Source organism: Exiguobacterium sp. s121 (assembly GCF_018617245.1).
In the GTDB taxonomy this organism is placed as follows: domain Bacteria; phylum Bacillota; class Bacilli; order Exiguobacteriales; family Exiguobacteriaceae; genus Exiguobacterium; species Exiguobacterium profundum.
This window is the reverse complement of the sequence record NZ_JACSJV010000001.1, coordinates 823,333-849,815: the sequence shown is the minus strand read 5'-3', so window position 1 is coordinate 849,815 and position 26,483 is coordinate 823,333. Positions and strand designations below refer to the sequence as shown.

The window sequence follows — 26,483 nt, the reverse complement described above, 5'->3', positions numbered from 1 at the left end:
GCATTATAACACCTTGACTGTAACCGTTTTACGACCAAATTGAATCGCTGCATTTTGCGAATACATTAAGATGTCAATTTTATTTCCTTTGATGGCGCCACCAGTGTCAGCTGCCGTGTAGGTACCCATCGACTTGCCCCCTACGAATACTTGCACTTTCGTTCCGAGTGGAATGACGCGCGGGTCTACCGCGACTACATTTCGCTTTTGGGTACGAACGTTCCATCCAAGTGCTGTCTTACCTGAACAACCCTTGCAGTACGGTGTATATGCGGACGCTTTCATCGTATACGTCTTCACGCTTGCTGGTTTGAGCGGTTTAGGAGCACTTACAGTACGTAAGTTCTTTGTAGGAACCCATCCGGCCTTCCCTTTATAGTTCACGCGAATCCAAGCACCTCGAGAACCTGTACGTTGAAGACGATCACTCGCCGTCATCTTCCCAATCACTCGTGCATTTGATTTCCCATCTGCATAGACCATCTTCGAACCTGACTTTGTTGCAACATATACTTTTTTCGTAGCTGCTTCTACTGGTGAAGTGGGTAGAGCAAATGCAAATACGGCGATGGCGAGAAGTAAGAGCGTCATGATTTTTTTCAACATACGTTTATTCGTCCTCTCTTCGTCAATTTGGTTTCATTTCATATCATCATCTATCGAACGAGTGACTTGTCACTCCAATTGAATATTTCGTCCAGATAACTATATGACGAAACATCAGTCAGTGCCGTTACACTTCCTGTTCATTTGAGTGACACGAACATTACAAATCGATGTCAAAATTAAAGGTTTATCGTGTTAGATTGACATTTAAATCGAATACGAGATATTTTTATAAATTAAAATCCAATATATGGTTTATTCATGACATAAACATTGCAAAACGATGTAAATGAAGCGCCTAATGTTACAAAGGAGAAAACATTTGTCCTACTTACGATTCTTGATATTAGTAAAAAAGACTCATGAAAAAAACCCACGTTACACGAAGTAACGTGGGTTCGTTTCGTATTATGCGTGTGCTTCGACAAGGTTTGCAATGCGTACCGTGTCGCGCGCGATGACCAATTCTTCGTTCGTCGGGATGATGATGACTTTAACTGGTGAGTGCGGATAGTTGATGAACAACTCTTTTCCGCGAGCACCGTTGTTAAGTGAAGGATCCCAGTAGACACCCATGAATTCAAGACCGCGAAGGATGCGTTCACGGATGACGTCCGAGTTCTCACCGACGCCCGCTGTGAAGATGATGGCGTCGACACCATTCATTTCAGCCGCATATTGACCGATGTAACCGTGAATACGGTTCGAGAAGATTTTCAATGAAACTTCTGCACGATGGTTGCCTTCTGCAGCCGCTTGCTCGATGTCACGCAAGTCACTTGAGATACCAGAAAGACCGTACACGCCAGACTCTTTGTTCATGACGTTCAATACATCTTCAGCAGACTTCCCTGTTTTTTGCATCAAGAACGGGATGAGGGCCGGGTCCAAAGAACCTGAGCGCGTTCCCATCGTGATTCCTTCGAGTGGTGTGAAGCCCATCGTTGTATCGATTGAGCGACCACCTGCTACTGCAGCGATCGATGCACCGCTACCGAGGTGACATGAAATCAAACGCAAGTCTTCTAGCGGACGACCGAGAAGTTCTGCCGCACGCTGTGTGACATACTTGTGGCTCGTTCCGTGGAAGCCGTATTTACGTACACCATGTTCTGTATAGTATTCATAAGGAAGACTGTACAAGAAATTCTCTTCAGGCATTGACTGGTGGAACGCTGTATCGAATACCGCTACTTGTGGGACATTCGGCAAAATTGCCTGGAATGCACGAATACCTGTCAAGTTTGGTGGGATGTGAAGTGGTCCGAGTTCTGTGAACGATTCGATGTTCTTCATGACTTCATCGTCAATGACGACCGAATCCGCATACAACTCTTTTCCGTGTAACACACGGTGACCTACACCAGAAATCTCATCGAATGATTGGATGATATCCAATTCGATCAACTTCTCCAACGTCAATTCAACCGCTTCTTTGTGCGTGTGAAGTGGTGTGACCACGTTGAACTTCTGTCCTTCACCGTACTTGATTGTAAAAATCGCATCTTCTTTCCCTACACGCTCTACAAGTCCGACTGCGAGCAACTCTTCCGTTGGCATCTCGAGTAACTGGAACTTGAGCGATGAACTACCCGCATTGACTGCCATAATTTTCGTCATGTCATACACCTCTTACCTTTCGTTTTAAACGCATATCTTTATCTGTTCAATTTAAAACTGATAACTGTATCATAATGAAGATACTTGATTTTGCATACCTTTTTCAAGTATTTTGTCCATTATTTTTGAGTTGTTTTGAACCAATCATCAATCTGTTTCACAACATTGGCTACCGCTCTGACATCAGTGAATGACGGAAGTTCCACAAATAGCGCTTGTTTTGGCCGTGTGACGCCTTCTCCTACTTTTTGAAGGAGCAATAAGCTTTTCGCGTAACGTTCGTCTTTAAACATCGTCGTCGGAAGTTGAATGACCCCTTTCACAACAGCCTCACGGTCCATCCATTGTTTTAATTTCCCTTCGTCATCCTGTTCAAACAAATTGTTCGGGATGACAAATAATCCATGCCCACCTGGTTTCGTATGGCGAATCGCCTGTTCCATCAAGAGGAAATGCGAATAGGCATGTCCTTGTTCTCGTTTCATGTCGTATCCGGCTGCCACTTCATCATTTGGATAATATCCGATTGGCAAGTCAGCAACGGAAAGGTCGCTCGGTTCAACAAACAGAGGAGCAAGGGCGTCTTGATGGAAGTAGGATACTGGTTCTCCTAACAAGTTACTAATGGAATAGGAAAGACGAAGCAACAGTTCATCCACTTCGACCGCTTGCGCTGTCGCATCTTTTAACTGAGAGAGAACGGCGTGCGTCAACGTACCTGTCCCACTACCTAAATCTAGAATCGTCGCGTTTTCCTTAAGTAGCTTCGAAGCTAGATAACCCATAAATAGGCTGACCGCATCCGGTGTCGGTTGATTGTTCGGGGGGAGTTGTGTCGTTTCTTCCAAGACGAGTAAACTCACTGCTTTACGGACATCGTCCATCTTCTCTTTTTCAATGTCAACATGGTCAAATACTTGGACGAGTGCCTCGATCGGTAATACATCCAGGTCGTTGACCAGTTTCTTCGCTTCCTTCTTCCAATCACGATAGAGTTGTTCAAAACGTTCCATTTTCGTTCATCCTTTCCATACAAAACCGGCCCCCATGAGAGGACCGGTCGGTTCACGTACTAGTGTAAGCTATTTTAATCAATTTCGCCAAACGAATCAATTCGCTTGTTCGAACGCCTCAAGTGCCGCCGCGAAATCAACTTCATCTGTCATTTCATCCATATATTGTACATATTGGACAACGCCATTCGAATCGACGACGAATACAGAACGCGCAAGGAGACGCATTTCTTCAATTAAAACACCATATGCTTTTGCGAACGAAAGATCGCGGTGGTCCGAGAGGGTGACTACGTTATCTAAACCAGATGCAGAACACCAACGGCGCTGTGCGAACGGCAAATCGTTCGATACAGTCAAGACTGTACCACCGAGTGATGAGGCCTTTTCGTTGAACTCACGCGTTTGTGCATCACATACGCCTGTATCGATTGAAGGAATGACACTGATTAGTTTTTTCCCCGGATAGGTTGCTAACGTCACTTCTTCTAAAGCAGTCGTCAAGACGCGGAAATCAGGAGCTTGATCTCCTACCTTCACTGGATTTCCTTGTAATGTTACGTTGTTCCCTTTAAATGTTGGCATGTACTCATCCCCTTTGTTGTAGTTACTCGTTCATCATATCGATGAACTTGAGCCTTTGACAAACTTCCTGCTTTTGGCTCTGTTTCAGTTTTCCCTATATCGGTAGGAAGAAACACGTTATAATAAAGAGGACACCATTGACAAAGGGGATGACTCAGATGAGAAACAACGTCTATTTGTACCATCGTAACGTCAACGAATTCACAAAAGAAGTGAAGAAACTGAGAGAAATCGGGGAAAAACACGGGTTCAACATCGTAAATCAACCGGAGGACGCGAACATCATCGCTGCAGTCGGCGGGGACGGGGCATTTTTACAGGCGGTTCGCTACACAGGCTTTCGTCAAGACGCCATCTACGTTGGCTTCGGTCGTGGATTGAACGAGTTTTATTGTGATTTCGACATACATAAACTCGATGAAGTCGACCGCCTCTTCTCGGACAACTCGATGCGAATCGAAGAAGGTCTCGAAGTCCGGAAGTATCCACTTCTTTCAGCATCGATCAACGAATCGACACCGCTCCTCTGTTTAAATGAGGCTTCGATTAAATCAAGTATTATCAAATCACTCGCCATCGAGGTCTATATCGACGATCTACATTTCGAAACATTCCGTGGGGACGGAATGGTTGTATCGACGCCGACGGGATCGACTGCCTATAACAAATCTCTCAGCGGTGCGGTCGTCGACCCACTCATCCCATGTATGCAAGTGAGTGAGATCGCTTCGGTCAACAACAATCGCTATCGCACACTCGGCTCATCCTTTATCGTTCATGATTCGCGTAAGTTGTCACTCCGCATCGTCGAAGACGGCAACGACTACCCGATTATTGGGATGGATAACGAGGCGCTCAGCTTGAAGTACACAGACCGAATCGATATCGAACTCTCGGACCAGGTCATCAAGACTGTCAAGCTTCGGACCAACTCGTTCTGGCATAAAGTGCAACGTTCATTCTTCTGATGTAAAAAAAGAGTTGCTTCATCCCTTTCGGATGAAGCAACTCTTTTTTTACAGCGTGGCTTTTTCTGCTTCGTACACTGGTTGCCCTTCGACGACAGTCATGACAAGACGGTTGTGCAGGATGTCTTCCCCACTCAATTTAAAGAAATCTTCATCCCATACTGTGAAGTTGGCATTGTAGCTTTGAACCAATAGCCCGTTTCTTCCGTGCGTCCCTGTAGCAACATGAGGCGAATATGTGAAGCTGCGAAGAGCTTCATACATCGAAAGACGTTCACTCGGATTTAGCGTGCTCGACCCGTGAAACGATTGTCGCATCACCGCTCCAAACAATCCCTTTCGAACGTCAACAGATGAAATCGGCGCGTCACTTCCTCCTAACACCAATGCTCCCGTATCGAGTAAAGACTTGAATCGATAGACATCATGCACACGCTCATTGCCCAACCGCTCGAACAGCATGTCCATGTCATCCGATAAAAATACCGGCTGTGCATCAATCAAAACAGGCAATGATTTGATTCGGTTGATCAATGAGTCATTCAATAAAGAGGCATGGATAATTCGATCTCGTGTCCCTTTTCTGGCAGGGTACTTTTCAAGCAGGCCGACAAATTGCTCAACCGCCGCATCACCGATCACATGCGCTGCCACATTCATCCCGTATGTTCGTGCTTTTTTCACAAGTGCCTCGAGATGATCTGGTCGATGCACTTCAATTCCTCGTTGACTCCGATCATCCGCATACGGTGCAGATAACAGAGCGGTGCGTCCACCGAACGAACCGTCGACAAAGAGTTTCATCGCACCGAAGTCAAACCGTTTCCGACGCGTCATCGCATCTTGCTGGATGACACGATCCACCACCTGTTCGTGAACGAGAAGGTGTGCTTGAAACGGAAGTTCATCCAGTACATCTTCGTACGCTTGAATCGTCTCGAGTGGATCTCCATGATAGAACAAGTCTTCCGTATGGGCGCCAACGACTCCATGTGCGAATAATGAATCGATTGCCCGGCGAAGAGAAGCGGCATTTTTCTTACGATTCCCACTCAATTCTTTATATAAGAGATCTAGTGCAGCATCATATAGGACGCCATTCAATTTGCCTTCTTCACCTCGCCCAAGTTTTCCACCTTCGATCACCGTATGGTGGATCAGTCCAAGTCGTTCAAGTCCTTTCGAGTTCACGACGGCTACGTGACGACAGACACGCTTCAACACGACAGGACGGTCGTCAATCACTTCATCAATCATCTCGCGTGTCGGCATGTCACCGAGCAGACGATCATCAAACCCTTCTGCGACGATCCAATCGTCGTCCGACCCTCGTTGCTTCATCGTTTCAAGTAATTCTCGAAGATCCGTCGCTTCACTCGCATCGACACGGTCGAGCGCTTCGCCGTATCCGACAAGGTGAATATGTGAATCGGTAAAGGCCGGATACACACTCTTTCCTTCCAAATTCACAATCTCCTCGATGCGACCCGCATATGTACGTCGGAGATGTCCCTCATCCCCCATCTTCAAGACGCGTCCATGCTCAATAAACATGGCACGTTCCATCTCACCTGGTTTATTCAATGTGTAGATGTTCCCGTTGACCCATAGTGTACCCATCTGACGATTCCTCCTTGATTGAAAAAAGATTGACGTCTACGTTTTTCCCGTTTCCGTCAATCTTTATGCATCGTTTATTTTTTTAGCAATTCCTGCTGTTCTAACCCTTTATCCACACGTTGACGAATTTCATTGGCTCCGTTCTCATCGAATCGACCGAGCACCCGCTCACCGATTTCGACCGCAGTGCCATACTCTCCATGCAAGAACTTGTTTTCCGCAAGCGTCAAGGCGATATGGACCTCGTTGTCACGGCGACGGAAGCGGTTTGCATATTGGAGCAACTGTTCCGCATACGTCACTTGACGAATCAGTGCATGGACACGGTCACGGAAGTTGTCCATCATCTCTTCGACATCATGGCTAAGGCCGACGATATACGTCATGTTGAACGGTGCCTTGTCAAACTGTTCGTCTAACGACTGGACACCTTTTTGGAGCTGACGTAAGTCGTTTGACAGATCATTCGGAACAACCGGCATCGCACTTTTCGCTAACAGGCGACGATGCCCAGACAATTCTTTTTTCCACGTTTCTAACTTGTGACGGACCTCAAGCTCTTCTTTACGTAATGAATTCGTATCCTCAATGAAACGCTCATGCATGGCACTGAATTGGTCAAGTGACCGTTTCGCTTCCTGCACTTTGGATTTGATCATACTAAACGGTAACATTTGCGCGACGAGAGCTTGTTCAATATCAAGTACATTCGCCGTGAGAGTCGTTCGTTCACGTTCTAATTGTTCGAATTCTTCTCCGACGCGTGCATTGATCTCATAATTGCTTACAAGTCGAGACATTTCCGTCTGTAAGTGATTCATGATTTCGCTAGATTGCAATTCGCGCTCTTGTATCGTCGCAAATTCTTTTTTCACGTATTGGCGGGCATCGACCTCTGTTCGGAATGCTTCGAATAATTGATCGATATCCGAGCTCAACTGTTGCATGTCCTCTTCAAAATGATCAAATTCCAAGCGTTCGATTCGAGCCATCAACTCTTCTCGACGATCTTCCGCTTGATCGATTTCTTCCATTAATCCAAGTGGTTCAAGCGCATACCCGTCCATTTGCATTTCTTTATGTCCAGCCCGGAGTTGTTGAAGTTGTTGTTTCAGTTCCACTTGAACCGTACGTACAAATTGCGGAATGATCCGAATCAGTTCACGGATGTGTCCTACTTGATTCGATAAGGCTTGTCCGGTTTCAAATGCTTCAGAAACTTGACCGACCTGCTTTAAGTTGATCATCTCACTGCGTTTCGCCTCGGCAGCGGCAATCTCTTGTTCCACCAATGCATAGGTTGGTCCGAACGCATGGTTTTGTGAATTCAATGTCTTGCGGAACTGATACAACTCTTTCTCATCCTGCTTCACAATGTCCATAAGCGAGGTATGATGCGTCGTAAATTCATCCATCTCATCGAGCATGGCGTGTACCATCGTCTCGAGCTCTTCAATGAGTTGTTCAGTTGCATTCAAGTCAGCTTTGACTTTCATGAAACGATATTTATCCAAGTCTTCCTCAGCCCGGTATAACGCTTCATCGATTTGACCTGCATGTACACTGACTAACTCATCCCAAGATTGATGCCAACGATCAAACTTTTCTTTTGTTTCCCCTTCCATCGGCCACTGTTTGAATTTCTGGAGTTCGACGGGTATGCTCGCACTGAGCACACTTTGTTTCCTCATATCCAAGTCGTCAATTTTTTGGTAAAAATTCCTTCGAATGAGCATACTCCCCAACATGCCGCCTAATACGACGACGATGATTCCAATGATTAATCCATAAATTCCGTAATCCATCTTTGTCACAACCTCCAAGCCGCTTTCGTGGACTTATGTACCTTTATATTAAAAAAAGAAGTATTTTATAAGAATAGATATACCTAATCATATTATAGAACCAACGATTTGCATAGGTTTTCCAATGGTTTCAGTGGAGATTGTTCATTTTTTCGGAACTTTCTAACAAGACAAATCTTAAATTTGCGTGTACCATAATGCTAAATTCTAAAAACACGAAAGATGGAGGGGAATTTATATGTTCCAAACGACATCGTACTCAGGTGATTTGACAGCCGGTTACGAACTATTAAACAAGCAACTCGCCGCATTATTAGAGGGCGAAACAAATACAGTGGCCAACCTTGCCAACGCCAGCGCTTTACTCAACCAATTTTTAGATCGGATCAACTGGGTCGGATTCTACGTGACTGATTCTGAAGACAGTCTAATCTTAGGACCATTTCAGGGACTCCCGGCTTGCGTTCACATCGCGTTCGGTAAAGGGGTTTGTGGAACTGCGGCAGCTACACAAGAAACACAGCTCGTGGCCGATGTTCATCAATTCCCTGGTCATATCGCATGTGATGCGGCTTCGAATTCTGAAATCGTCGTCCCTCTCGTACGTGACGGGAAAACAATCGGCGTGCTCGATATCGACAGCCCGGAGTTCGACCGTTTCTCAGAAATCGACCGTCAAGGACTCGAACGTTTTTGCGAAACACTTCTTCGCTATATTTGATTGACAAGAGATGGTATTCATCGTATACTCATCTTTGTGCATGAAATGACGATAGCAGTCACAGACAAACGTATCCACCTTTCGGGCCTCGACTTTTGTCGGAGGGGCATCTCGTAGCTTCGCTATCAAGTGAAGGTGCTTGCACCTAGAAAGGGGCGTTACTCGTCTTTGACACCGTTGTTCTTTTGTGCAAAATACATGAACAACAAGGAGGAGTCCAATCATGGCTCGTTACACAGGTCCAGCTTGGAAACTCTCGCGTCGCTTAGGCATCTCGCTTAGCGAAACGGGTAAAGAATTAGCAAAACGTCCTTACGCACCAGGTCAACACGGAAATGGTCGTAAGAAAATCTCAGAATACGGTCTTCAGCTTCAAGCGAAGCAAGCACTTCGTCACATGTACGGAGTGAACGAGAAGCAATTCCGCCGCATCTTCAACGATGCTGGTAAAATGCCAGGCATCCACGGTGAGAACTTCATGTTCTTGCTCGAATCACGCCTTGACAACCTCGTTTACCGTTTCGGCCTCGCTCGCACACGTCGTGGAGCACGCCAACTCGTCAACCACGGTCACATCACTGTTGATGGATCACGCGTTGACATCGCGTCTTACCGCGTAAAACCAGGTCAAGTTATCGCTGTTCGTGAAAAGTCGAAAAACGTAAAAGCAATCGCTGAAGCACTTGAAGTAGCACCAGCTACAAAAGACTTCGTATCGTTTGACGCTGAGAAACTCGAAGGTACATTCGTACGTCTCCCAGAACGCGCTGAACTCAACGACCAAATCAAAGAGCAACTCATCGTCGAGTACTACTCACGTTAATGCTTTTTATCCCCTTCTTCACGAAGGGGATTTTTTTATTTCTTCAAAATTTCTTGCCGAATGCGTCCCATTTGCGTATCGAGGGCATCCGCCATGAGTGACGCTTCAATCAGCTCTTCTTTCGATGATTCTGGCACGGCATGTTGATATTTGTACTGAAGCTTATGTTCCGTTGCCGCCCAAAAGTCCATGGCGAGTGTCCGAATCTGAATCTCCGCAGGCACCCAGATGATTCGTTCTGCCAAGTAGACTTTCGTTTTCACGATGAGATGTAAGCTCCGATACCCGCTCGGTTTTGGATGTTTGATGTAATCTTTGATTTCGATGATATCTAAATCATCTCGCGCCTCTAGATGTCGCAAGATTTCATAAATATCGTCGCGGAAGCTCGTAACAATCCGAATGCCCGCCACATCGTGCACATGTTCCCAAAGCGCCGAAACTTCCAAAGGCAAGTCTTTCCGTTTCATCTTGCGCACGATGGACGGCAATGTCTTCATTCTCGTCTTCACATGTTCAATCGGTGAATACCCGAGTCTCGTCTGCCAGTCCAAGTCGATGATCCCGAGATCGCTCTCAAGTTCCGTGATCGCCATTTCATAATAACGAAAGTGTTCGCGCCATTGATGGAACTGCTCACCGAAAAATTCTTCTATCTCCATCGCCATCCCTCCTATCTTCCCATTTTAGCAAATCCGAACCACACGTCATGTATAAAAAAGTCCATTCCTCAACAAATGAGGAACGGACATCGTGATTATACGTGACGAATCACAAAGTATTTCTTCTTACCACGGCGAATGATGGTGAATTCACCGAGCGTGTCTTCGCGCGTAATCATTTTATCGAGCGCTTGTTCACGTTCGCCGTTCAAGTAAATCGCTCCGTTCGTCACATCTTCACGTGCCTGACGTTTCGATGGTGAGATCTTCGCTTCGACGATGAGGTCGACAAGGTTGCGTTCACCGTCAAGTTCGAATTGCGGCATGCCTTTAAACGCATCTTCCATATCTTCCGGTTGAAGCGACGTCAAATCTCCGCTAAAGAACGCTTTCGTGATGCGCTCCGCTTGTTCAAGTCCTGCTTCACCGTGGACAAGCTTTGTCATCTCTTCTGCGAGTCGGCGCTGTGCCACGCGCTTTTCAGGCGCTTCTGTCACTTCGGCTGCAAGTGCCTCAATCTCTTCATGCGACATGAACGTGAAGTATTTGATGAACTTGATGACATCTGCATCGTCGACGTTGATCCAGAACTGGTAGAACTCATATGGCGACGTCTTATCCGCATCTAACCAAACCGCACCGCCCGCTGTCTTCCCGAACTTTTGTCCGTCCGACTTTGTGACGAGTGGCACGGTGAGACCGAACGCTTTTTCAGAGTGACCAAAGCGACGAATCAATTCAAGACCTGCCGTGATGTTCCCCCATTGATCACTTCCACCGACTTGAAGACGACATTTCTCTGTCTCGTATAGTTTCAAGAAGTCGTAAGATTGGAGCAACATGTAAGAGAACTCTGTGTACGAGATCCCGTTCTCCATACGTGAATCGACAGAGTCTTTCGCGAGCATGTAACTGATTGGGAAGTGCTTCCCAATGTCGCGCAGGAAGTCGATGATTGACATCTCTTCCGTCCATTCGTAGTTGTTGCGAATCGTGATCGGGTTCTCCCCTTCAAGTGGAAGGAATCGGCTCAACTGATCCTTGATGCGATCGGAGAAGAGCTTGACCGTATCCAACGTGTTTAGTGAACGTTCATCCGAACGACCAGACGGGTCACCAATCATCCCTGTCGCCCCACCGACGAGCGCGATGACCTGATGGCCGGCCTGCTGGAAACGTTTCAGCGTCAAGATCGGGAGCAAGTGCCCGATGTGAAGCGAGTCCGCCGTCGGATCAAATCCCGTGTATAACGTCGTCGGTTGTTTGAGTTGTTCTTTTAATCCTTCTTCATCTGTCATTTGGTTGACAAGTCCTCGAAACTCTAAATCGTTTAATAGTTCCATTTGTTCCACTCCTTCGATTGACATAAAAAAACGTCCCTTCTCATATGAGAAGGGACGGAGATTCCGCGGTACCACCCTACTTGTCGCAATTTGCGACCGCTTGAGCGAGAGATAACGGTCTCGAACCGGCCCGAAGGCACGCTCTAAAAGTGTAATTCATCGATTGACATTGGCTAGTTCACAGCAACCACTAGCTTTCTGGACAAGAGGCCCGTCGACTACTTCGCTTTCTTCACAGCGTCATTATCTTGTTGACTATGCTATTCATTTTATAAGCATCGTTTTCAACTTGTCAACTCTTACAATGAAACTTGCACGAGACTTCGGTTTCGAGGTAAGGTGTAGGTTGAATTGTGCTATAATCGAATATATTACTGTCTAAAATAGTTTTACACCATATTTAAGGAGGCTGTCATGCTGCAGAAGATTCGAGACTTATGGAATAATCCGACGTCATTGAAAGTACGTCGTTATGCCAATGTTATGTATGATGTGTCGTGGAACGTCCTACTCCTGACCATCATTTCTGTTGTACTCATCGGGTTTTTAGGTGCTGGAATTGGTGTCGGATATTTCGCGTCACTCGTCAAAGATATGCCGACCCCGGCTTATAAAACGATGACTGCGCAAATCAATACGTATACATCGACTTCCAATATCTACTTCGGAAGCGGGGAGCGCATCGGGAACTATACGACCGATGAGGTACGAATCCCGATTCCAGTAGAAAAAGTTTCTCCATACGTTGTCGATGCACTACTTGCGACGGAAGATGTCGAATTCTATGAGCACGATGGCGTCGTTCCAAAAGCGACGTTACGCGCTATTTTACAAGAAGCAACAGGATCTGAAGATCGCACGGGTGGTTCAACGTTGACGCAACAATTGATTAAAAACCAAATGTTGACGAACGAAGTATCTTTCGAACGGAAAGCAAAAGAAATATTACTCGCCCTTCGTCTAGAGAAGGCGATGGACAAAGATGAAATTTTAAACGCCTATCTGAACGTCGTCTCATTCGGACGTAACTCGATGGGACGTAACATTTCAGGGATTGAGGCCGCCGCTCGCGGTGTGTTCAATACTTCGGCAGAGAAATTGACACTTCCACAAGCCGCTTTCCTTGCCGGTATCCCAAAAAACCCATTCTTCTACACACCTTACTATCAAGGTGGCGTCATCAAAGAGGACGTATCGGGTGCGGTTAACCGAATGAAAACGGTATTGAACCGCATGTACGTTGCAGGAAAGATCACGAAAGAAGAATATGATGCCGCTTATAACTACGACATCACGCAAGACTTCATGCAGACTCAGACGAAGCCTCGCGACAAATATCCGTACGTGGTAGACGAAGCAGAACTTCAAGCACGCCAAATCGTAACGGATTATCTATTGGAGCAAGATGGAATTGAAATCAATGAGTTGAGCTCGGAGGAACAGGACTCTGTCCGTTCGACTTATGCGAAGCGTGCTCATAACATGTTGCGTCAAGGTGGGTTCAACATCCGTTTGACATTGGATAAAGAAATTCACGAAGCGATGCAACAACCGGCTAAAAACGCTGGCAACTTCGGACCGAATCAAACGATTAAAGATGAGAACCGCACACTTCCTGAACAAACCTCTTCTGTCATGATTGAGAATAAGACCGGGAAAGTACTCGGATTCGTCGGAGGTCGCTACATCAATGGCAAGACCGACGATTTGAACCGTGCTTTCTGGGCAGAACGTCAAATCGGATCGACTGCAAAACCGATTCTTGTCTATTCAAATGCGATTGAAGCTGGCATGATTACACCTGCCACTCAAATCATTGACGAGGAGTATTTCTATAAGTTTACTGGTCCGGGACAACCGAAGAAACAAGTTCAAAACGAAGGGAAAACGTATCGCGGTGCTGTCACAGTACGCGATGCGCTCAAGCTCTCCTTGAACGTTCCGGCTGTTAAGATTTATGAAGAACGTAACCAAAAACCTGCTGATACGCAGAAATTAGTCGACATGGGGATTCCGGTATCTGAAGGAAACCGTTATGCTTCAGCGATGGCACTCGGTACCGGGGAAGTCAAGCCAATCGATTTGGCCGCCTCTTATGCGATGCTAGCAAATTACGGTGAACACGTGGAGCCGTACTTCATCCAAGAAATCGAATATCAAGGTGAAGTCATTTACGAAGCGAAGCCGAAGAAAACGCGTATTTTCACAGAACGTACCTCTTATCTCGTGGTGGATATGCTCCGCGACGTCTACACGTCAGGTACTGCGACATATGCACAATCATTGCTCAGCGTTCCTGGCGATTGGATGGGTAAAACCGGTACGACGAACGATCAACGTGATTCGTACTTGGTCGGGTCGAACCCGAACGTTACACTCGCTGTCTGGTCAGGTTATGATTCACAACGCCTCTCAATGCTAGATGGTTGGGATTATGGACGTTACTATCAACGGACACAGCGCATCTGGTCGCAAACGATGAATCGTGTCTATGCGGATGACCCAGAAGCTCTAGGCGTCAGCGCACGCTTCTCACAACCTTCAACCGTCACTTCAAAAGACTTCCAAGACTCAGGTTCATTCTCTGAGAAGAAGAAAGTAGAAGAGAAAGAAAAAGAAGAGGAAGAGAAGAAGAAAGAAGAAGAGGCCAAGAAAGAGGCCGAAGAAGCAAAGAAAGAAGCTGAGGAGAAGAAACAAGAGGCTGCTGCCGATGCTGCCGCTAAGAAAAAGGCTGAAGAAGAAGCTAAACAAAAAGCAGACGCCGAAGCAAAGAAAAAAGCTGAGGAAGACGCGAAGAAGAAAGCTGAAGAAGAGGCTAAACAAGAAGCCGAACAACAAGCTGAAGAAGAAGCAGATGCTGATGCTAACGGTGAATAAACAAAGGGTCGACACACGATGTGTCGACCCTTTGTTTATCTTAATCTTCCATTGTCGAGAGGTCACCTGTTTCAAGATTCAATTCCCAAGCCTTCAAGACGCGACGCATGATCTTCCCACTTCGCGTTTTCGGCAACTTGTCCTTGAATTCGATTTCACGTGGTGCCGCATGCGCAGCCAATCCTTCTTTGACGAACTGCTGGATTTCTTGTTTTAACTCATCAGACGGTTCATAACCTTTACGTAGCGCAATGAACGCTTTGATGATTTCGCCTCGGACCGGGTCCGGTTTTCCGATGACACCCGCTTCAGCCACAGCCGGATGTTCCACGAGTCGACTTTCCACTTCAAACGGTCCGACCCGTTCTCCTGCTGTCATGATGACGTCGTCGACCCGACCTTGGAACCAGAAATAGCCGTCTTCGTCCATATAAGCAGAATCACCTGACACATACCAATCTCCCCAGAAGTAACTCTCATACTTCGCATCGTTCTTCCAAATCTTCCTCATCATCGACGGCCAAGGCGTCTTGAGTGCCAAGTTCCCCATTCGGTGTGGTGGAAGTGGTTGACCCCGGTCATCCAAAATAGCCGCTTCGCAACCTGGGATCGGTTTCCCCATTGAGCCCGGTTTGATGTCCATCGTCGGATAGTTACAAATCATCATCGCACCGGTTTCTGTCATCCACCACGTATCATGGATTCGAAGATCAAATGCTTCGTGTCCCCAACGAATGACTTCTGGATTTAGCGGCTCACCGACGGATAAAATATGACGAAGTGAAGACAAATCATACTTCTCAAACGCTTCGTCGCCAGCGCCCATGAGCATGCGGAACGCCGTCGGGGCACTATACCAAACTGTCACGCCAAACCGTTCAATGACCGAATACCAAAATTCAGGATTGAAGCGTCCACCAACGATGACGTTTGTCGCACCATTTAAGAAAGGCGCAAAAATACCGTAGCTCGTCCCCGTCACCCATCCAGGGTCAGCCGTGCACCAGTAAATATCATCCGGTTGAAGATCGAGTACCCATTTGCCGGTCATCATATGTTGAATCATCGCATTATGGACGTGGAGAACCCCTTTTGGTTTTCCTGTTGAGCCCGATGTATAGTGTAAAATCAGACCGTCTTCACGGTCGACCCACGTCAATTCGAGATCTGTCGTCGCATCGTTCGCCAGTTTACGATAATCGAGCACCTTTTCCGACTCTTCGACATCGTCCCCAACGAGTAGAATTGTCTCTAAATGAGGCAACTGATCGACCGGAATGCGCGGCAACAGTTCTTTCGTCGTCACAATCACTTTCGCTTCCGAGTCGAGCAAACGGTCGTGAACCGCCTGTTCCATGAACGCCTCAAACAATGGACCGACGATGGCCCCTCGTTTGATTGCACCGAGCAAAATAAAATAAAGTTCTGGCTGACGTGGCATAAAGATAAAGACGCGGTCGCCTTTCTCCACACCAATCGACTTCAGAACATTACCAGAACGATTACTTTCTTTCTTCATATCCGCATACGTGTACCGCTCTTCTCGATCCCCATCGAAATAAAGCAGTGCCACTTTTGTCGCCAATTCACTTTCCGCATGGCGATCGATGGCTTCATATGCCAAATTGACTTTCCCCGTCAAATTCCATGAAAACAATGCTTCTGCTTGTGTCCATTCAAACGACTGACAAGCCTCTTCATACGACGCTAATTGATGTTCCCCTGTTAACGCTTTCAATTTTTCCATCGCTAAAGATTCGCCTCCCCTGTAAAGATTGGTATAACCACTTTCAGTATAGTGTTAAAATTATGACAAATCAATGAATTTCCAATTTCATCAAAACAGGATGATTCCAGCTTGATGAAAGCGCTATAATAAGAGATGGAAAAGGTGGTGACCCTATGGAAAAACAATATCATTCAAAAGTGTGGCAGACCTCACAAGGTGACGTCACGATTGATGGTCCGGTGGCGCCTGACGTGTTACGGACGTATCGTCTTGATGAAGGATTGACAGCTTTTCGTGAACCGGAAGATCAGCACGAAGCACTCGTCGATATTGCTGGGTTAAAAGAAGGAAGAATCATCGTCGCCAGGCAAGACGATCTCGTGATTGGATACGTGACTTTCCTCTATCCTGACCCGTATGAGCGTTGGAGTGAAGGAAACGACCCATACATCCTTGAACTCGGGGCAATCGAGGTGAGTCCTCGCTTCCGTGGTCAACGAATCGGGAAACAATTACTCGAAGTATCGATGATGGACCCACATATGGATGACTTTTTGATTTTGACGACCGAATATTATTGGCACTGGGATTTGAAAGGTAGTGGACTCTCGATTTGGGATTATCGAAAAGTCATGGAGAAGATGATGAATCACGGTGGACTTGTTTTCTTCCCGACAGACGATCCTGAGATTGCCTCCCATCCTGCCAACTGTTTGATGGCTCGTATCGGAAAAAACGTACGACAAGAATCGATCGACCATTTTGACTCACTTCGTCTTCGCCGACGATTTATGTACGACTAAGGAGGGATTTCATGTTAATCGAACAGATGATGAATCGACATGTCGTGACGATTCAACCGACCAATACGATTGCCCATGCCGCAAAATTAATGCGTGAACATCGTGTCCGACATTTGATTGTGACAAATCCCGCTCGACAAGTCGTCGGGATTGTCGGCCAATTCGAGATGAGTGGTGCGACGAGCGTCTTTCATCCCGAAAGTGAAAACGCAGACTTTCAAAACCCTGTATCGAGCATCATGCGATCCGAGGTACCGACAGCGCATCCATTCGATTTCTTTGAAGATGCAGCTGCGTTATTTTACGAAAACCGGCTAACCTGTCTCCCTATCGTCGAACAAGGGAAACTCGTCGGTGTATTGACAGAGACCGATTTATTACGTTACTTCGTGCAATTGACAGGCGCACTCGAACCGAGTTCGCAAATTGAAATTCTCGTCGAAAATACGACCGGCACACTCGAAAAAGTGACCCGACTCCTCGCCAAAACAAACGTCAATATCATCAACGTCTTCGTTCATCCGACGAGCGATCCGTATAAACGTATCATCTCTTTCCGCGTCCAGACGATGAACCCGCTCCGAATCATCGAACGGTTGAAACGTGAAGGGTATGATGTCCTCGGTCCGGAGATGTCACGATGAGACCGATTTACATATTTGGCGAAGACGAGACGTCTTATCGCTTTCATGAGGATCACCCGTTCAATCCGTTACGACTGGAATTGACGACATCCCTTCTGATTGCAGCCGGAAAACTCTCCAAATCGGAATGTGTGTCTCCTCCACTCGCTTCGGTTGAAGCGTTAGCGCTCGTTCATGACTTTGACTACATCGAAGCCGTCCAAGCTGCGGCGGCAGGAGAACTTTCTACGCTGAAAGCGAATAAGTTTGGTCTCGGTACGGAAGACACTCCCATCTTTCCGACGATACACGAGGGAGCCGCACGGCTTGTCGGTGGGACGATTCATGCGCTCGATCTAGTTGCGAGCGGCAAAGCAGAGCGAGCCTTCCATGTTGGGGGCGGTCTACATCATGGAATGCGGCGCAAAGCATCAGGATTTTGCGTCTATAACGATGCGGCCGTCGCCATCGCACATGTGAGAAAACAATACGGGTCGCGCGTTCTCTATGTAGATACGGATGCGCATCATGGGGACGGGGTCCAATGGCTCTTCTATGACGATGATGATGTGATGACTTTATCCATACACGAGACAGGTCGCTATCTCTTCCCGGGTACCGGAATGGTGACAGAGCGAGGGAATGGGAAAGGATACGGCTATAGTTGGAACGTACCAGTCGATGCGTTCACCCAAGATGACTCATTTTTGACGTGCTATGAGACCGTATTACGTGAAGCGTGCGAATGGTTCAAACCTGATATCATCCTGACTCAGAATGGTGCGGATGCCCATGTCTTTGATCCACTCACCCATCTCGCATCAACGATACGGACGTTCGAACAGATTCCCCAAATCGCTTCACGTATGGCAGACGAGTATACCGATGGTCGTCTCGTCGCACTTGGTGGCGGCGGCTATGACTGGTATCGAGCCGTTCCTCGCGCCTGGGCACAAGTGTGGGCCGGTCTGACGAGAGAGACACCCTATGCCGGAGATATCCCGACCGAGTGGATTGAGCAATGGTCCGATGTCGCTGGTCAACCGTTACCCACTCGGTGGGACGACTCTCTTTACGCGTTTGATCATATCCCGCGGCGTCAACAAATTGAAGAAAAGAATTGGGAAGTCACGAAGCGTGCCTTTTGGCCGTTCATCTCGAATGATCGAAAATCGATTTATTTATAAATAAAGCTGCCCGTTCATCTCAAAAATGGATGAACGGGCAGCTTTTCTTTTAGTCCTGACGAAGCGAGTCACGGCGTTCGATTCGGTGAGGAAGCACGACGTTTTTCTCTTCGATTTCTTCCGCGTTCAAAATCTTAGTCAAGAGACGCATCGCGACGGCTCCGATATCGTACATCGGTTGAACGACCGTCGTCAACTTCGGACGAATCATCGTCGCGAGGCGCGTGTTATCGTGACCGACGACTTCGAAATCGTTTGGAACAGAGTAACCTGCATCTTGAATCGCATGGATGACCCCAAGTGCCATTTCATCCGTCCCTGCGAAGATGGCTTTCGGACAATCGTCACGTTGCAACATTTTTTGCATCGCCTCGAGACCAGACGCATACGTATAATTTCCGAGAATCATATCGTTCTCATGGAAAGGAAGACCTGCATCTTCAAGAGCACGGCGGTAACCGGCAAATTTCTTCTCGCCATTGATTTGTTGCTCGAGTGGTCCAGTGATGAATCCAACACGGTCATGTCCGTGGTTGATCAACATCTGAGTCGCGTCATACGCCGCTTGCTCATAATCGATATTGACAGCCGGGAGATCATATCCTTGGTTCAATGTCGCTGCGAGAACAATTGGAACTGGTGATTTTTTGAACTCTTCCACGAGATCTTCATGCAAACGTCCACCCATGAAGATGATACCGTCCACTTGTTTACCTAATAGCGTATTGAGTAAATGGACTTCCTTGTCACGACTCGAATCTGAGTTACCAAGGATGATGTTGTATTTATACATCGTCGCCACGTCTTCGATACCTCGCGCCAAGTCGGCAAAGAAGATGTTCGAGATATCCGGTACGATGACACCGACCGTTGTCGTTTTCTTGCTTGCTAGTCCACGTGCGACGGCGTTCGGACGATAACCAAGACGGTCAATCGCATCCTGTACTTTCTTGCGTGTTGTCGGTTTGACGTTCGGGTTTCCGTTGACGACACGAGAGACGGTCGCCATCGACACCCCGGCTTCTCGTGCCACATCATAGATTGTTACGTTGTTACTATTCATAAACTACTCCTCCTACAAGTCCTGATTTTCAAAAAGTTTTCATAAAACGTCTTAAAAAAGGAAGACAGGTATCTGTCATCCATTTACCCTGTCTTCATGCGATATAAAACGTTTCCATTTGGAAAGCTTACTTTTTCACCAAATCAAGTTGGGGAAACTGGACCGTGAGTCCTTCCACAAATTGATCGAATTGATCGAAGTCTAATTGTTGTTGCGCGTCCGAGAGGGCGATCGCCGGATTCGGGTGCACTTCTACCATCACACCGTCAGCTCCGATTGCAAGGGCCGCTTTTGCAGCTGGCAACAATAAATCACGACGACCGGTCGAATGCGTGACGTCTACCATAACAGGCAGATGCGTCTCTTGCTTCAAAATCGGCACAGCGGTAATGTCCAACGTATTGCGTGTCGCACGTTCATACGTTCGAATTCCCCGCTCGCACAAGATGACTTGGCTGTTCCCGCTCGCCATAATGTACTCTGCCGCATAAATGAACTCTTCGATTGTAGCGGATAATCCGCGCTTCAACAAGACCGGTTTGTCTGTCTTCCCAACTTCTTTTAACAAATCGAAGTTCTGCATGTTGCGAGCTCCGACTTGAATGATGTCAACATACGGTAACGCCGATTCCACTGCGCCAGGAGTCATGATTTCTGTGATGACTCGTAGGTCATGTCGGTCAGCTGCCGTCTTTAACAGTTTCAATCCCTCAAAACCTAAGCCTTGAAAATCGTAAGGTGACGTACGCGGTTTATAAGCACCGCCTCGCATGATTTTAACACCAGACAATGCAAGCTTTTCTGCGACCGCATTCACTTGTTCGAAAGACTCTACGGCACATGGTCCTGCAATCAATTGTGGACGGCCGTTTCCGATCGTCACATCTTTCATATGGACCAACGTGTCTTCCGGTTGACGTTTACGCGAAACGAGAAGCGTTTTATCTCGATCTTCTCCTTGTAATTCAGCAGACGCTTTAAAGACTTCTTTAAAGATATGTTGAAGACGTGACGTTTCAAACGGCCCTTGGTTTGATGCGGCAATAAAATCAAGCATCTCTCGCTCTCGGACCGGATCATAACGTTCGACACCTTGAAGACGTTTAATTTTTCCAATTTCGACGGCAAGTGTACCGCGCCGACTAAGCAAGTCGAGCATTTCATGGTTCAATTCATCCATTTCTCGACGTAATCGATTCAATTGATCTTGTGGACTCATAGTTTCCCTCTCATTCCTAAGCCGTTCTTTCCAGATTCCTAATTATATCGAACTTTGTGCGCTTTGTCATAAGGAAACCTTCTACGTCACAAAATCACCAAAAAAGGACCGAATCCATTCGGTCCTTACGAATTACTCATTTTTTTTTAAGTCTTTCTTTAAATCTTCTAGTTCTTCTTTCGATTCCTCGTCGAGCAACTCATTGACAGGTGCTTCGAGCGAATCGTCAGACTCTGAATCCGATGCGTTCGATGGCTTTTCTTCTTCAGCCGCGCGGTCCATCTGTTCCTTCACTTCCGATTCTGCTTCCGCAACGAGTTGATCTGCTTTTTCCATCGCCTCTTCAATCGAAAGCTCATCTTCATCGATTTGTTGCTTCAATTCTGCAGCTTCGCGTGCCTTATCTTTTACGATATTGAGGACAGGTGCCGCCTTATCGCTCGCCACTTTAATCCATTCCCCGACGACCGGTTCTGCTTTCTCACGCATCTCTTTCGATTTGACAGTCAGGCGCTCTCGCGATGTTGACGTCTTCTCATCAAGGTACGTCCGGACTTCACGTCCGTTTTTCGGAGACGTCAATAACGCGACTGCCGCTCCAACAATCCCTCCGAGAATGACACCCGTCAAAAATCCGCTACTTGATTGATTCTGTTCTGTTGATTGCTTTTGGTCTGTCATATGTGAGTTCCTCCCCGAGATTAACTTATTTGATCGTATCATCCGTTTGAATCAAATCAGGTGATACAGGTGTTTCTGCTTTCTTCTCGCGTCGTGTGCGACGACGTGGACGTTCTTTTGTAGTAGAAGATTCAGGTTTGTTCTTCTTGAACAATTCGACCGCAACCGATCCCCATCGGACGGCTTGCGCAATCTGTTCTTTGTTTTCGTCCGCTGCCGAATGGACAGAAGTCGAGACGGTACGAACAGACTCGGTTACCTCGTTCAATGATGTCCCTAGCTCATCAAGCGCATGAGCGACAGGTGCGAGCAATTCTGTTTTTTCTTCGACGTTGTCTACGAGACGGTTCGTCTTATGTAAGAGCGCCGTCACTTCCATCGTGATTCCATCGAGCTGGCGTTCTAAATTTTCGGTCGTATTGGCGACGCTTCCGAGTGTACGATTTACATTCGACAAGACACGCGCCAAGAAGATGACGAGTACGACAAACGCGAGCGCCGCAATTAGCCCAGCGATGCCTCCTAATGTGATCTCCATTCAATCCATTCCTCCTATTCAATCGTTTCTTGTTTCATTATAGCACCATTATGACTGAAAAGATTTGCTACAACCGTTTTCGCCATTCGGTCTGATTATTCCTTTACCCGTTTTTGTGTTTTCGATTACACTAAAATAGAAATTCATAAAAAAAATTAGGGGTGATCGTGTGAGAGATCCAAGAATTACACAATTAGCTGACGGTTTAATCAATTATTCCGTCAAGCTACAACCGGGGGAAAAGGTATTAATTGAGAACTTCGGCGTCGAAGAGTCGCTCGTTGAAGCACTCGTCGAAAAGGCATACGAAGCAGGGGGACATCCTTTCGTTCTCTTAAAAGAGAGCCGTATCTTACGTAAGTTGTATACAGGCGCAAGCCGTGAACAACTCGAACTGATGGCCGACATCGAACGTAAACAGATGCAAGCAATGGATGCCTACATCGGCTTACGTGCTGGTGATAACATTAACGAGTTGTCAGACGTTCCAAGCGAACAGCAAAAACTTGTCGGTGCCACACTTGGGAAAATGCATACCGAAGACCGTGTTAAAGGAACGAAATGGGTCGTTCTCCGCTATCCATCCCCATCGATGGCGCAACTCGCTGGAAAATCGACAGAAGCGTTCGAAGACTTCTATTTCAATGTCTGTACACTCGATTACGGAAAAATGGACCGTGCGATGGATGCGCTAGTCGAGTTAATGAATAAGACAGATCGCGTGACATTGAAAGGACCAGGTACCGATCTTTCATTCTCGATTTTAGATATCCCAGCCATCAAGTGTTCTGGTCAGATGAACATTCCGGACGGTGAAGTGTTCACAGCACCGGTCAAAGACTCGGTCAATGGTGTCATCACATACAATACGCCATCTCCATATCAAGGCTTCACGTTCGAGAATGTGAAGTTGACGTTTAAAGACGGGAAGATTGTAGATGCGACAGCTAACGATACAGAACGGATCAATGAGGTGTTCAACACGGATGAAGGTGCGCGTTATGTCGGTGAGTTCGCCATCGGTGTGAACCCATACATCCAACATCCAATGAAGGATATTCTCTTCGATGAGAAAATTGATGGAAGCTTCCATTTCACACCTGGTCAAGCGTATGATGAGGCTTATAACGGCAACAACTCATCTGTCCACTGGGATCTCGTCAACATCCAGCGCCCGGATTACGGTGGCGGCGAAATCTGGTTCGACGATTTGCTCATCCGAAAAGATGGACGTTTCGTCATCGATGCGTTGCTTCCGCTCAATCCAGAAAACTTGAAATAACACAAAGAATGGTGCGCCTTTTTCAGGTGCACCATTCTTTATATTTATAATTTTGTTTTCTTCCCGAGGGCGGCAGACATCATCCAAATTTCTTTTTCAAGTCGCTCGATATGAGAAACGAATGTATCTTCAATCGCCTCATCGCCGTCCTCAAATTTCTCCATCGCATCTTGCATCTCTTGACGGATTTGTTTGAAGTCACTGATGATATCTTTGATCATCTGATCTGTCTCGGCATGACGATCGCCTTCTTTTAACGTTGAATGTTCGAGATACTCTTTCATCGTCGCAAATGGTTCGCCGTCATTCATAAGGAGTCGTTCTGCCACATCATCGTAGAGTTCTGCCACTAAATTATAGAGTTCTTCTAGTTTTTCATGATACGTGAAGAAATGCGGTCCACTAATATACCAGTGATAATTATGAAGTTTTACAAACAGCAATCCATAGTTCGCTACTTCTTTGTTTAAGGTGTTGAGTGCAACTTGACTAGCCATTCCTAACATCTCCTTTGTCATATTCATCGATACTACTATTACCGAGATTTTGGATGGCTAAACATAAAAAAGAGAGACTTTCGTCTCCCTTTCACACTTACGCTTCAAGTTTTACAACTTCTTCATATTCGCGCTGATACGTTTGAATATCACCGGCACCCATGAATAAGAGCACGGCATCGGCATGGTTGCGTAACACGCTTGTACCACCACGTTTTAAGATATGTGCTCCTTCGATTCGTGATTGAAGGTCTTCGATGGTGACCGTCCCTTCTTGCTCACGTGCTGAACCGAAAATATCACATAAATAGACAGTGTCTGCTTCGGCCAATGCCGTCGCAAAGTCGTCCATGAATGATTTCAAGCGTGTATACGTATGTGGTTGGAAGATTGCAACGACTTCTCGATTGCCATACTTTTTCCGAGCTGCTTCTACCGTTGCACTAATCTCACGCGGATGATGCGCATAGTCATCGACAAGCACTTGATCGTTTAACATCGATTCACTGAATCGGCGTTTTACACCGTTGAACGTTTCAAGACGTTCTTTTACCAATTCTTTCGGCAAGTTCTCGTAGTCACATGTCGCAATGACGGCAAGCGCATTCAACACGCTGTGGTCTCCATATCCAGGAATCCGGAATGTCCCGTAGAAGTCATCACGTAAAAAGACATCAAATGTCGTTCCATTTTCTGTCGATGTGACCTGTTCAGCACGGAAATCATTGTGCGTCCCGAAACCGTAATAGACGAGCGGCACGTTTGCTTGGATGTGTTGAAGATTTTCATCATCGCCACAAGCAATGATTCCTTTCTTCACTTGTTTCGCCATTTCTTGGAATGCGTCAATGACATCATCAAGACCAGAGAAATAGTCCGAATGGTCAAAGTCGATGTTCGTCATAATCGCGTAGTCTGGACGGTAGTATAAGAAATGTCGTTTGTACTCACAAGCTTCGAAGACAAAGTTCTTCGAATCCGCCACTCCCTCTCCCGTTCCATCGCCGATTAAGAACGATGTCGGTTCGATTCCACGCATGACGTGTGCAAGTAATCCCGTCGTTGACGTTTTCCCGTGCGACCCAGTGATGGCGACGCTCGTGTAATGGTTCGCGAGTTCACCTAAAAACTCGTAATACTTATAAATCGTCAATCCGAGTTCACGTGCACGCACGATTTCTGGATGATCGTCACTGAACGCGTTTCCTTGTACAACGATTTGGTCTTCCGAAATATTTTCAGGATCGAATGGCAAAATTTCAATCCCTTTACGGTTCAATGCTTCTTCTGTAAAAAATGCTTTTTCAACGTCCGATCCACGGACCTCATTGTTCATATCAAATAAAATTTGAGCTAAAGGACTCATGCCCGTTCCTTTAATTCCGACGAAGTGATAACGGTTCATCTGTAAATAGCCCCCCTAATTCATTGCGGCTCGTCAAAATGCGACAAACCTTTGTCATTATAGCAAAACTCACAGAATCGTGCTATTACAGATTATTGTTTTTTTGTGCAAGTCGTCGGCTACGGTACATCGCCATCCGATCTTTTGGCGTCATCATCACATTCACAGGCGGTTGATCCGCTTTAAATGAGACTTGAACCGCTGGTGTCAAATCTGTGTCAGAAGGCATTCCTTGCTGTTCAGATGGTGTTTGTAATGTTTCTGCAATCTGCTCGATCGACGGACCAATTTGTTCCGCCAATCCATCAATATCTAGGTCGGTTTGAGGAGTGGCATCTTGTTGAGCCTCCACGACTGTCTCCTTTTTTGAACGAGATAAATCTGTTGATTGCATAAAAACAGATGAAAAGCCATTATCAAGAATCGAAACTTCACCAAGAATCGATTTGTCTTCAATTTCAATTTCCCCGGAAATCAGCTCGTTGGACTCTTCACTCCATTCAGGTTCAGAGACGGTTTCAGTAGATGACTCTTGGTTCAGCTCTTCCGTCGCAGAATGAGTAGATTCCATCGCTGAATCATACGCATCTCTCGTTTCAGGAGAGTGTTCGACCGGTAGGACAATCTTTGGTTTGGGGCGAGCATATCCATAAATCGGTGACGGGACGTCTGACGGAATGAATTCCTCGGCTGCCTCAACCTTTGGTGGTGGGGAACCTTTTTGTCCTTCTTTCGACAGTTCTCGTTTGATTCGCTCTGCTTGTTGCTTCAGTGAACGTTCATATGCATCCATACTTGATTCCTCGCTTTTTC

The 26,483-nt window shown here is 46.5% G+C and carries 24 protein-coding genes and 1 other annotated feature; of the genes, 8 read left to right on the top strand and 16 right to left on the bottom strand.

Features of this window, described 5'->3' with window-relative positions:
• Positions 1-3 precede the first annotated feature (3 nt).
• The 4 genes from KOG47_RS04330 to tpx all read right to left on the bottom strand — a co-directional run bounded on the left by KOG47_RS04330 (position 4) and on the right by tpx (position 3,824).
• Positions 4-606: a 3D domain-containing protein gene (locus KOG47_RS04330; RefSeq protein WP_214690724.1), complete on the bottom strand. Its 603-nt coding sequence runs from the start codon at positions 604-606 to the stop codon at positions 4-6.
• A gap of 408 nt (positions 607-1,014) precedes the next feature.
• Positions 1,015-2,226 carry an acetate kinase gene (locus tag KOG47_RS04325; RefSeq protein ID WP_012726734.1) on the bottom strand — a complete coding sequence of 404 codons (1,212 nt, stop codon included), beginning with the start codon at positions 2,224-2,226 and terminating at the stop codon, positions 1,015-1,017.
• Between the two features lie 119 nt (positions 2,227-2,345).
• Positions 2,346-3,239 (bottom strand): class I SAM-dependent methyltransferase, encoded by an 894-nt coding sequence (locus KOG47_RS04320; protein ID WP_074036496.1) that lies wholly within the window; start codon positions 3,237-3,239, stop codon positions 2,346-2,348.
• A 96-nt stretch (positions 3,240-3,335) separates the two neighbouring features.
• Positions 3,336-3,824 carry a thiol peroxidase gene (tpx, locus tag KOG47_RS04315; protein ID WP_074036494.1) on the bottom strand — a complete coding sequence of 163 codons (489 nt, stop codon included), beginning with the start codon at positions 3,822-3,824 and terminating at the stop codon, positions 3,336-3,338.
• A 149-nt stretch (positions 3,825-3,973) separates the two neighbouring features.
• Between tpx and KOG47_RS04310 the strand changes: the two genes are divergently transcribed.
• Positions 3,974-4,792, top strand: coding sequence for an NAD kinase (locus KOG47_RS04310; RefSeq protein ID WP_214691264.1), 819 nt, complete (start codon positions 3,974-3,976; stop codon positions 4,790-4,792).
• Between the two features lie 48 nt (positions 4,793-4,840).
• On the opposite strand, the gene KOG47_RS04305 is transcribed toward KOG47_RS04310, so the two are convergent.
• Positions 4,841-6,412, bottom strand: a complete 1,572-nt coding sequence (locus tag KOG47_RS04305; RefSeq protein WP_215243810.1) for an amidohydrolase — start codon at positions 6,410-6,412, stop codon at positions 4,841-4,843.
• Between the two features lie 74 nt (positions 6,413-6,486).
• Entirely contained in the window at positions 6,487-8,217 is a 1,731-nt protein-coding gene (gene ezrA, locus KOG47_RS04300; RefSeq protein ID WP_215243809.1) for a septation ring formation regulator EzrA, read from the bottom strand.
• A 238-nt stretch (positions 8,218-8,455) separates the two neighbouring features.
• Between ezrA and KOG47_RS04295 the strand changes: the two genes are divergently transcribed.
• Entirely contained in the window at positions 8,456-8,938 is a 483-nt protein-coding gene (locus KOG47_RS04295) for a GAF domain-containing protein (RefSeq protein WP_012726740.1), read from the top strand.
• 223 nt (positions 8,939-9,161) lie between these two features.
• The gene (gene rpsD / locus KOG47_RS04290) at positions 9,162-9,761 is read left to right on the top strand and encodes a 30S ribosomal protein S4 (RefSeq protein ID WP_031423120.1); all 600 of its coding nucleotides are present in this window, start codon (positions 9,162-9,164) and stop codon (positions 9,759-9,761) included.
• 35 nt (positions 9,762-9,796) lie between these two features.
• On the opposite strand, the gene KOG47_RS04285 is transcribed toward rpsD, so the two are convergent.
• Together KOG47_RS04285 and tyrS are read right to left on the bottom strand one after the other, a co-directional pair.
• A complete protein-coding gene (locus KOG47_RS04285) occupies positions 9,797-10,423 on the bottom strand; it encodes a GTP pyrophosphokinase (RefSeq protein ID WP_159562542.1) in 627 nt (208 codons plus the stop codon).
• 95 nt (positions 10,424-10,518) lie between these two features.
• Positions 10,519-11,766, bottom strand: a complete 1,248-nt coding sequence (gene tyrS / locus KOG47_RS04280) for a tyrosine--tRNA ligase (protein ID WP_215243808.1) — start codon at positions 11,764-11,766, stop codon at positions 10,519-10,521.
• A gap of 47 nt (positions 11,767-11,813) precedes the next feature.
• Positions 11,814-12,011 (bottom strand) — a binding site (T-box leader).
• Positions 12,012-12,180: 169 nt separating this feature from the next.
• On the opposite strand from tyrS, the gene KOG47_RS04275 reads away from it, so the two are divergent.
• Positions 12,181-14,643 (top strand): transglycosylase domain-containing protein, encoded by a 2,463-nt coding sequence (locus KOG47_RS04275; protein WP_159562544.1) that lies wholly within the window; start codon positions 12,181-12,183, stop codon positions 14,641-14,643.
• 40 nt (positions 14,644-14,683) lie between these two features.
• Here the strand turns inward: KOG47_RS04275 and acsA are convergent, their stop codons facing one another.
• Positions 14,684-16,390: an acetate--CoA ligase gene (gene acsA, locus KOG47_RS04270; RefSeq protein ID WP_074036486.1), complete on the bottom strand. Its 1,707-nt coding sequence runs from the start codon at positions 16,388-16,390 to the stop codon at positions 14,684-14,686.
• A 155-nt stretch (positions 16,391-16,545) separates the two neighbouring features.
• Here acsA and KOG47_RS04265 point away from each other — a divergent pair, with 155 nt between their 5' ends.
• Genes KOG47_RS04265 through KOG47_RS04255 form a run of 3 tightly spaced genes read left to right on the top strand, consistent with a single transcriptional unit; the run spans position 16,546 to position 18,985 of the window.
• Complete coding sequence (locus KOG47_RS04265) at positions 16,546-17,175, top strand: GNAT family N-acetyltransferase (RefSeq protein ID WP_078147204.1); 630 nt, start codon at positions 16,546-16,548, stop codon at positions 17,173-17,175.
• Positions 17,176-17,186: 11 nt separating this feature from the next.
• Positions 17,187-17,819, top strand: coding sequence for an acetoin utilization AcuB family protein (locus KOG47_RS04260; protein WP_012726747.1), 633 nt, complete (start codon positions 17,187-17,189; stop codon positions 17,817-17,819).
• The gene (locus tag KOG47_RS04255; RefSeq protein ID WP_074036482.1) at positions 17,816-18,985 is read left to right on the top strand and encodes an acetoin utilization protein AcuC; all 1,170 of its coding nucleotides are present in this window, start codon (positions 17,816-17,818) and stop codon (positions 18,983-18,985) included. The genes KOG47_RS04260 and KOG47_RS04255 overlap by 4 nt, the downstream gene beginning before the upstream one ends.
• Positions 18,986-19,034: 49 nt before the next feature.
• On the opposite strand, the gene ccpA is transcribed toward KOG47_RS04255, so the two are convergent.
• The 4 genes from ccpA to KOG47_RS04235 form a co-directional block, all read right to left on the bottom strand.
• Positions 19,035-20,048 (bottom strand): catabolite control protein A, encoded by a 1,014-nt coding sequence (gene ccpA / locus KOG47_RS04250; RefSeq protein ID WP_074036481.1) that lies wholly within the window; start codon positions 20,046-20,048, stop codon positions 19,035-19,037.
• Between the two features lie 127 nt (positions 20,049-20,175).
• A complete protein-coding gene (locus tag KOG47_RS04245; protein WP_074036479.1) occupies positions 20,176-21,267 on the bottom strand; it encodes a bifunctional 3-deoxy-7-phosphoheptulonate synthase/chorismate mutase in 1,092 nt (363 codons plus the stop codon).
• 132 nt (positions 21,268-21,399) lie between these two features.
• Positions 21,400-21,948 carry a YtxH domain-containing protein gene (locus KOG47_RS04240; RefSeq protein ID WP_159562547.1) on the bottom strand — a complete coding sequence of 183 codons (549 nt, stop codon included), beginning with the start codon at positions 21,946-21,948 and terminating at the stop codon, positions 21,400-21,402.
• 25 nt (positions 21,949-21,973) lie between these two features.
• Positions 21,974-22,486: a DUF948 domain-containing protein gene (locus tag KOG47_RS04235; protein WP_074036477.1), complete on the bottom strand. Its 513-nt coding sequence runs from the start codon at positions 22,484-22,486 to the stop codon at positions 21,974-21,976.
• Between the two features lie 169 nt (positions 22,487-22,655).
• On the opposite strand from KOG47_RS04235, the gene KOG47_RS04230 reads away from it, so the two are divergent.
• The gene (locus KOG47_RS04230) at positions 22,656-23,768 is read left to right on the top strand and encodes an aminopeptidase (RefSeq protein ID WP_159562548.1); all 1,113 of its coding nucleotides are present in this window, start codon (positions 22,656-22,658) and stop codon (positions 23,766-23,768) included.
• Between the two features lie 44 nt (positions 23,769-23,812).
• Here KOG47_RS04230 and KOG47_RS04225 read toward each other — a convergent pair whose 3' ends face one another.
• The 3 genes from KOG47_RS04225 to KOG47_RS04215 all read right to left on the bottom strand — a co-directional run bounded on the left by KOG47_RS04225 (position 23,813) and on the right by KOG47_RS04215 (position 26,463).
• Positions 23,813-24,265, bottom strand: coding sequence for a Dps family protein (locus tag KOG47_RS04225; RefSeq protein WP_012726754.1), 453 nt, complete (start codon positions 24,263-24,265; stop codon positions 23,813-23,815).
• A gap of 97 nt (positions 24,266-24,362) precedes the next feature.
• The gene (murC, locus tag KOG47_RS04220; protein ID WP_159562549.1) at positions 24,363-25,670 is read right to left on the bottom strand and encodes a UDP-N-acetylmuramate--L-alanine ligase; all 1,308 of its coding nucleotides are present in this window, start codon (positions 25,668-25,670) and stop codon (positions 24,363-24,365) included.
• 85 nt (positions 25,671-25,755) lie between these two features.
• Positions 25,756-26,463: a hypothetical protein gene (locus KOG47_RS04215; RefSeq protein WP_214690720.1), complete on the bottom strand. Its 708-nt coding sequence runs from the start codon at positions 26,461-26,463 to the stop codon at positions 25,756-25,758.
• Positions 26,464-26,483: the final 20 nt, after the last annotated feature.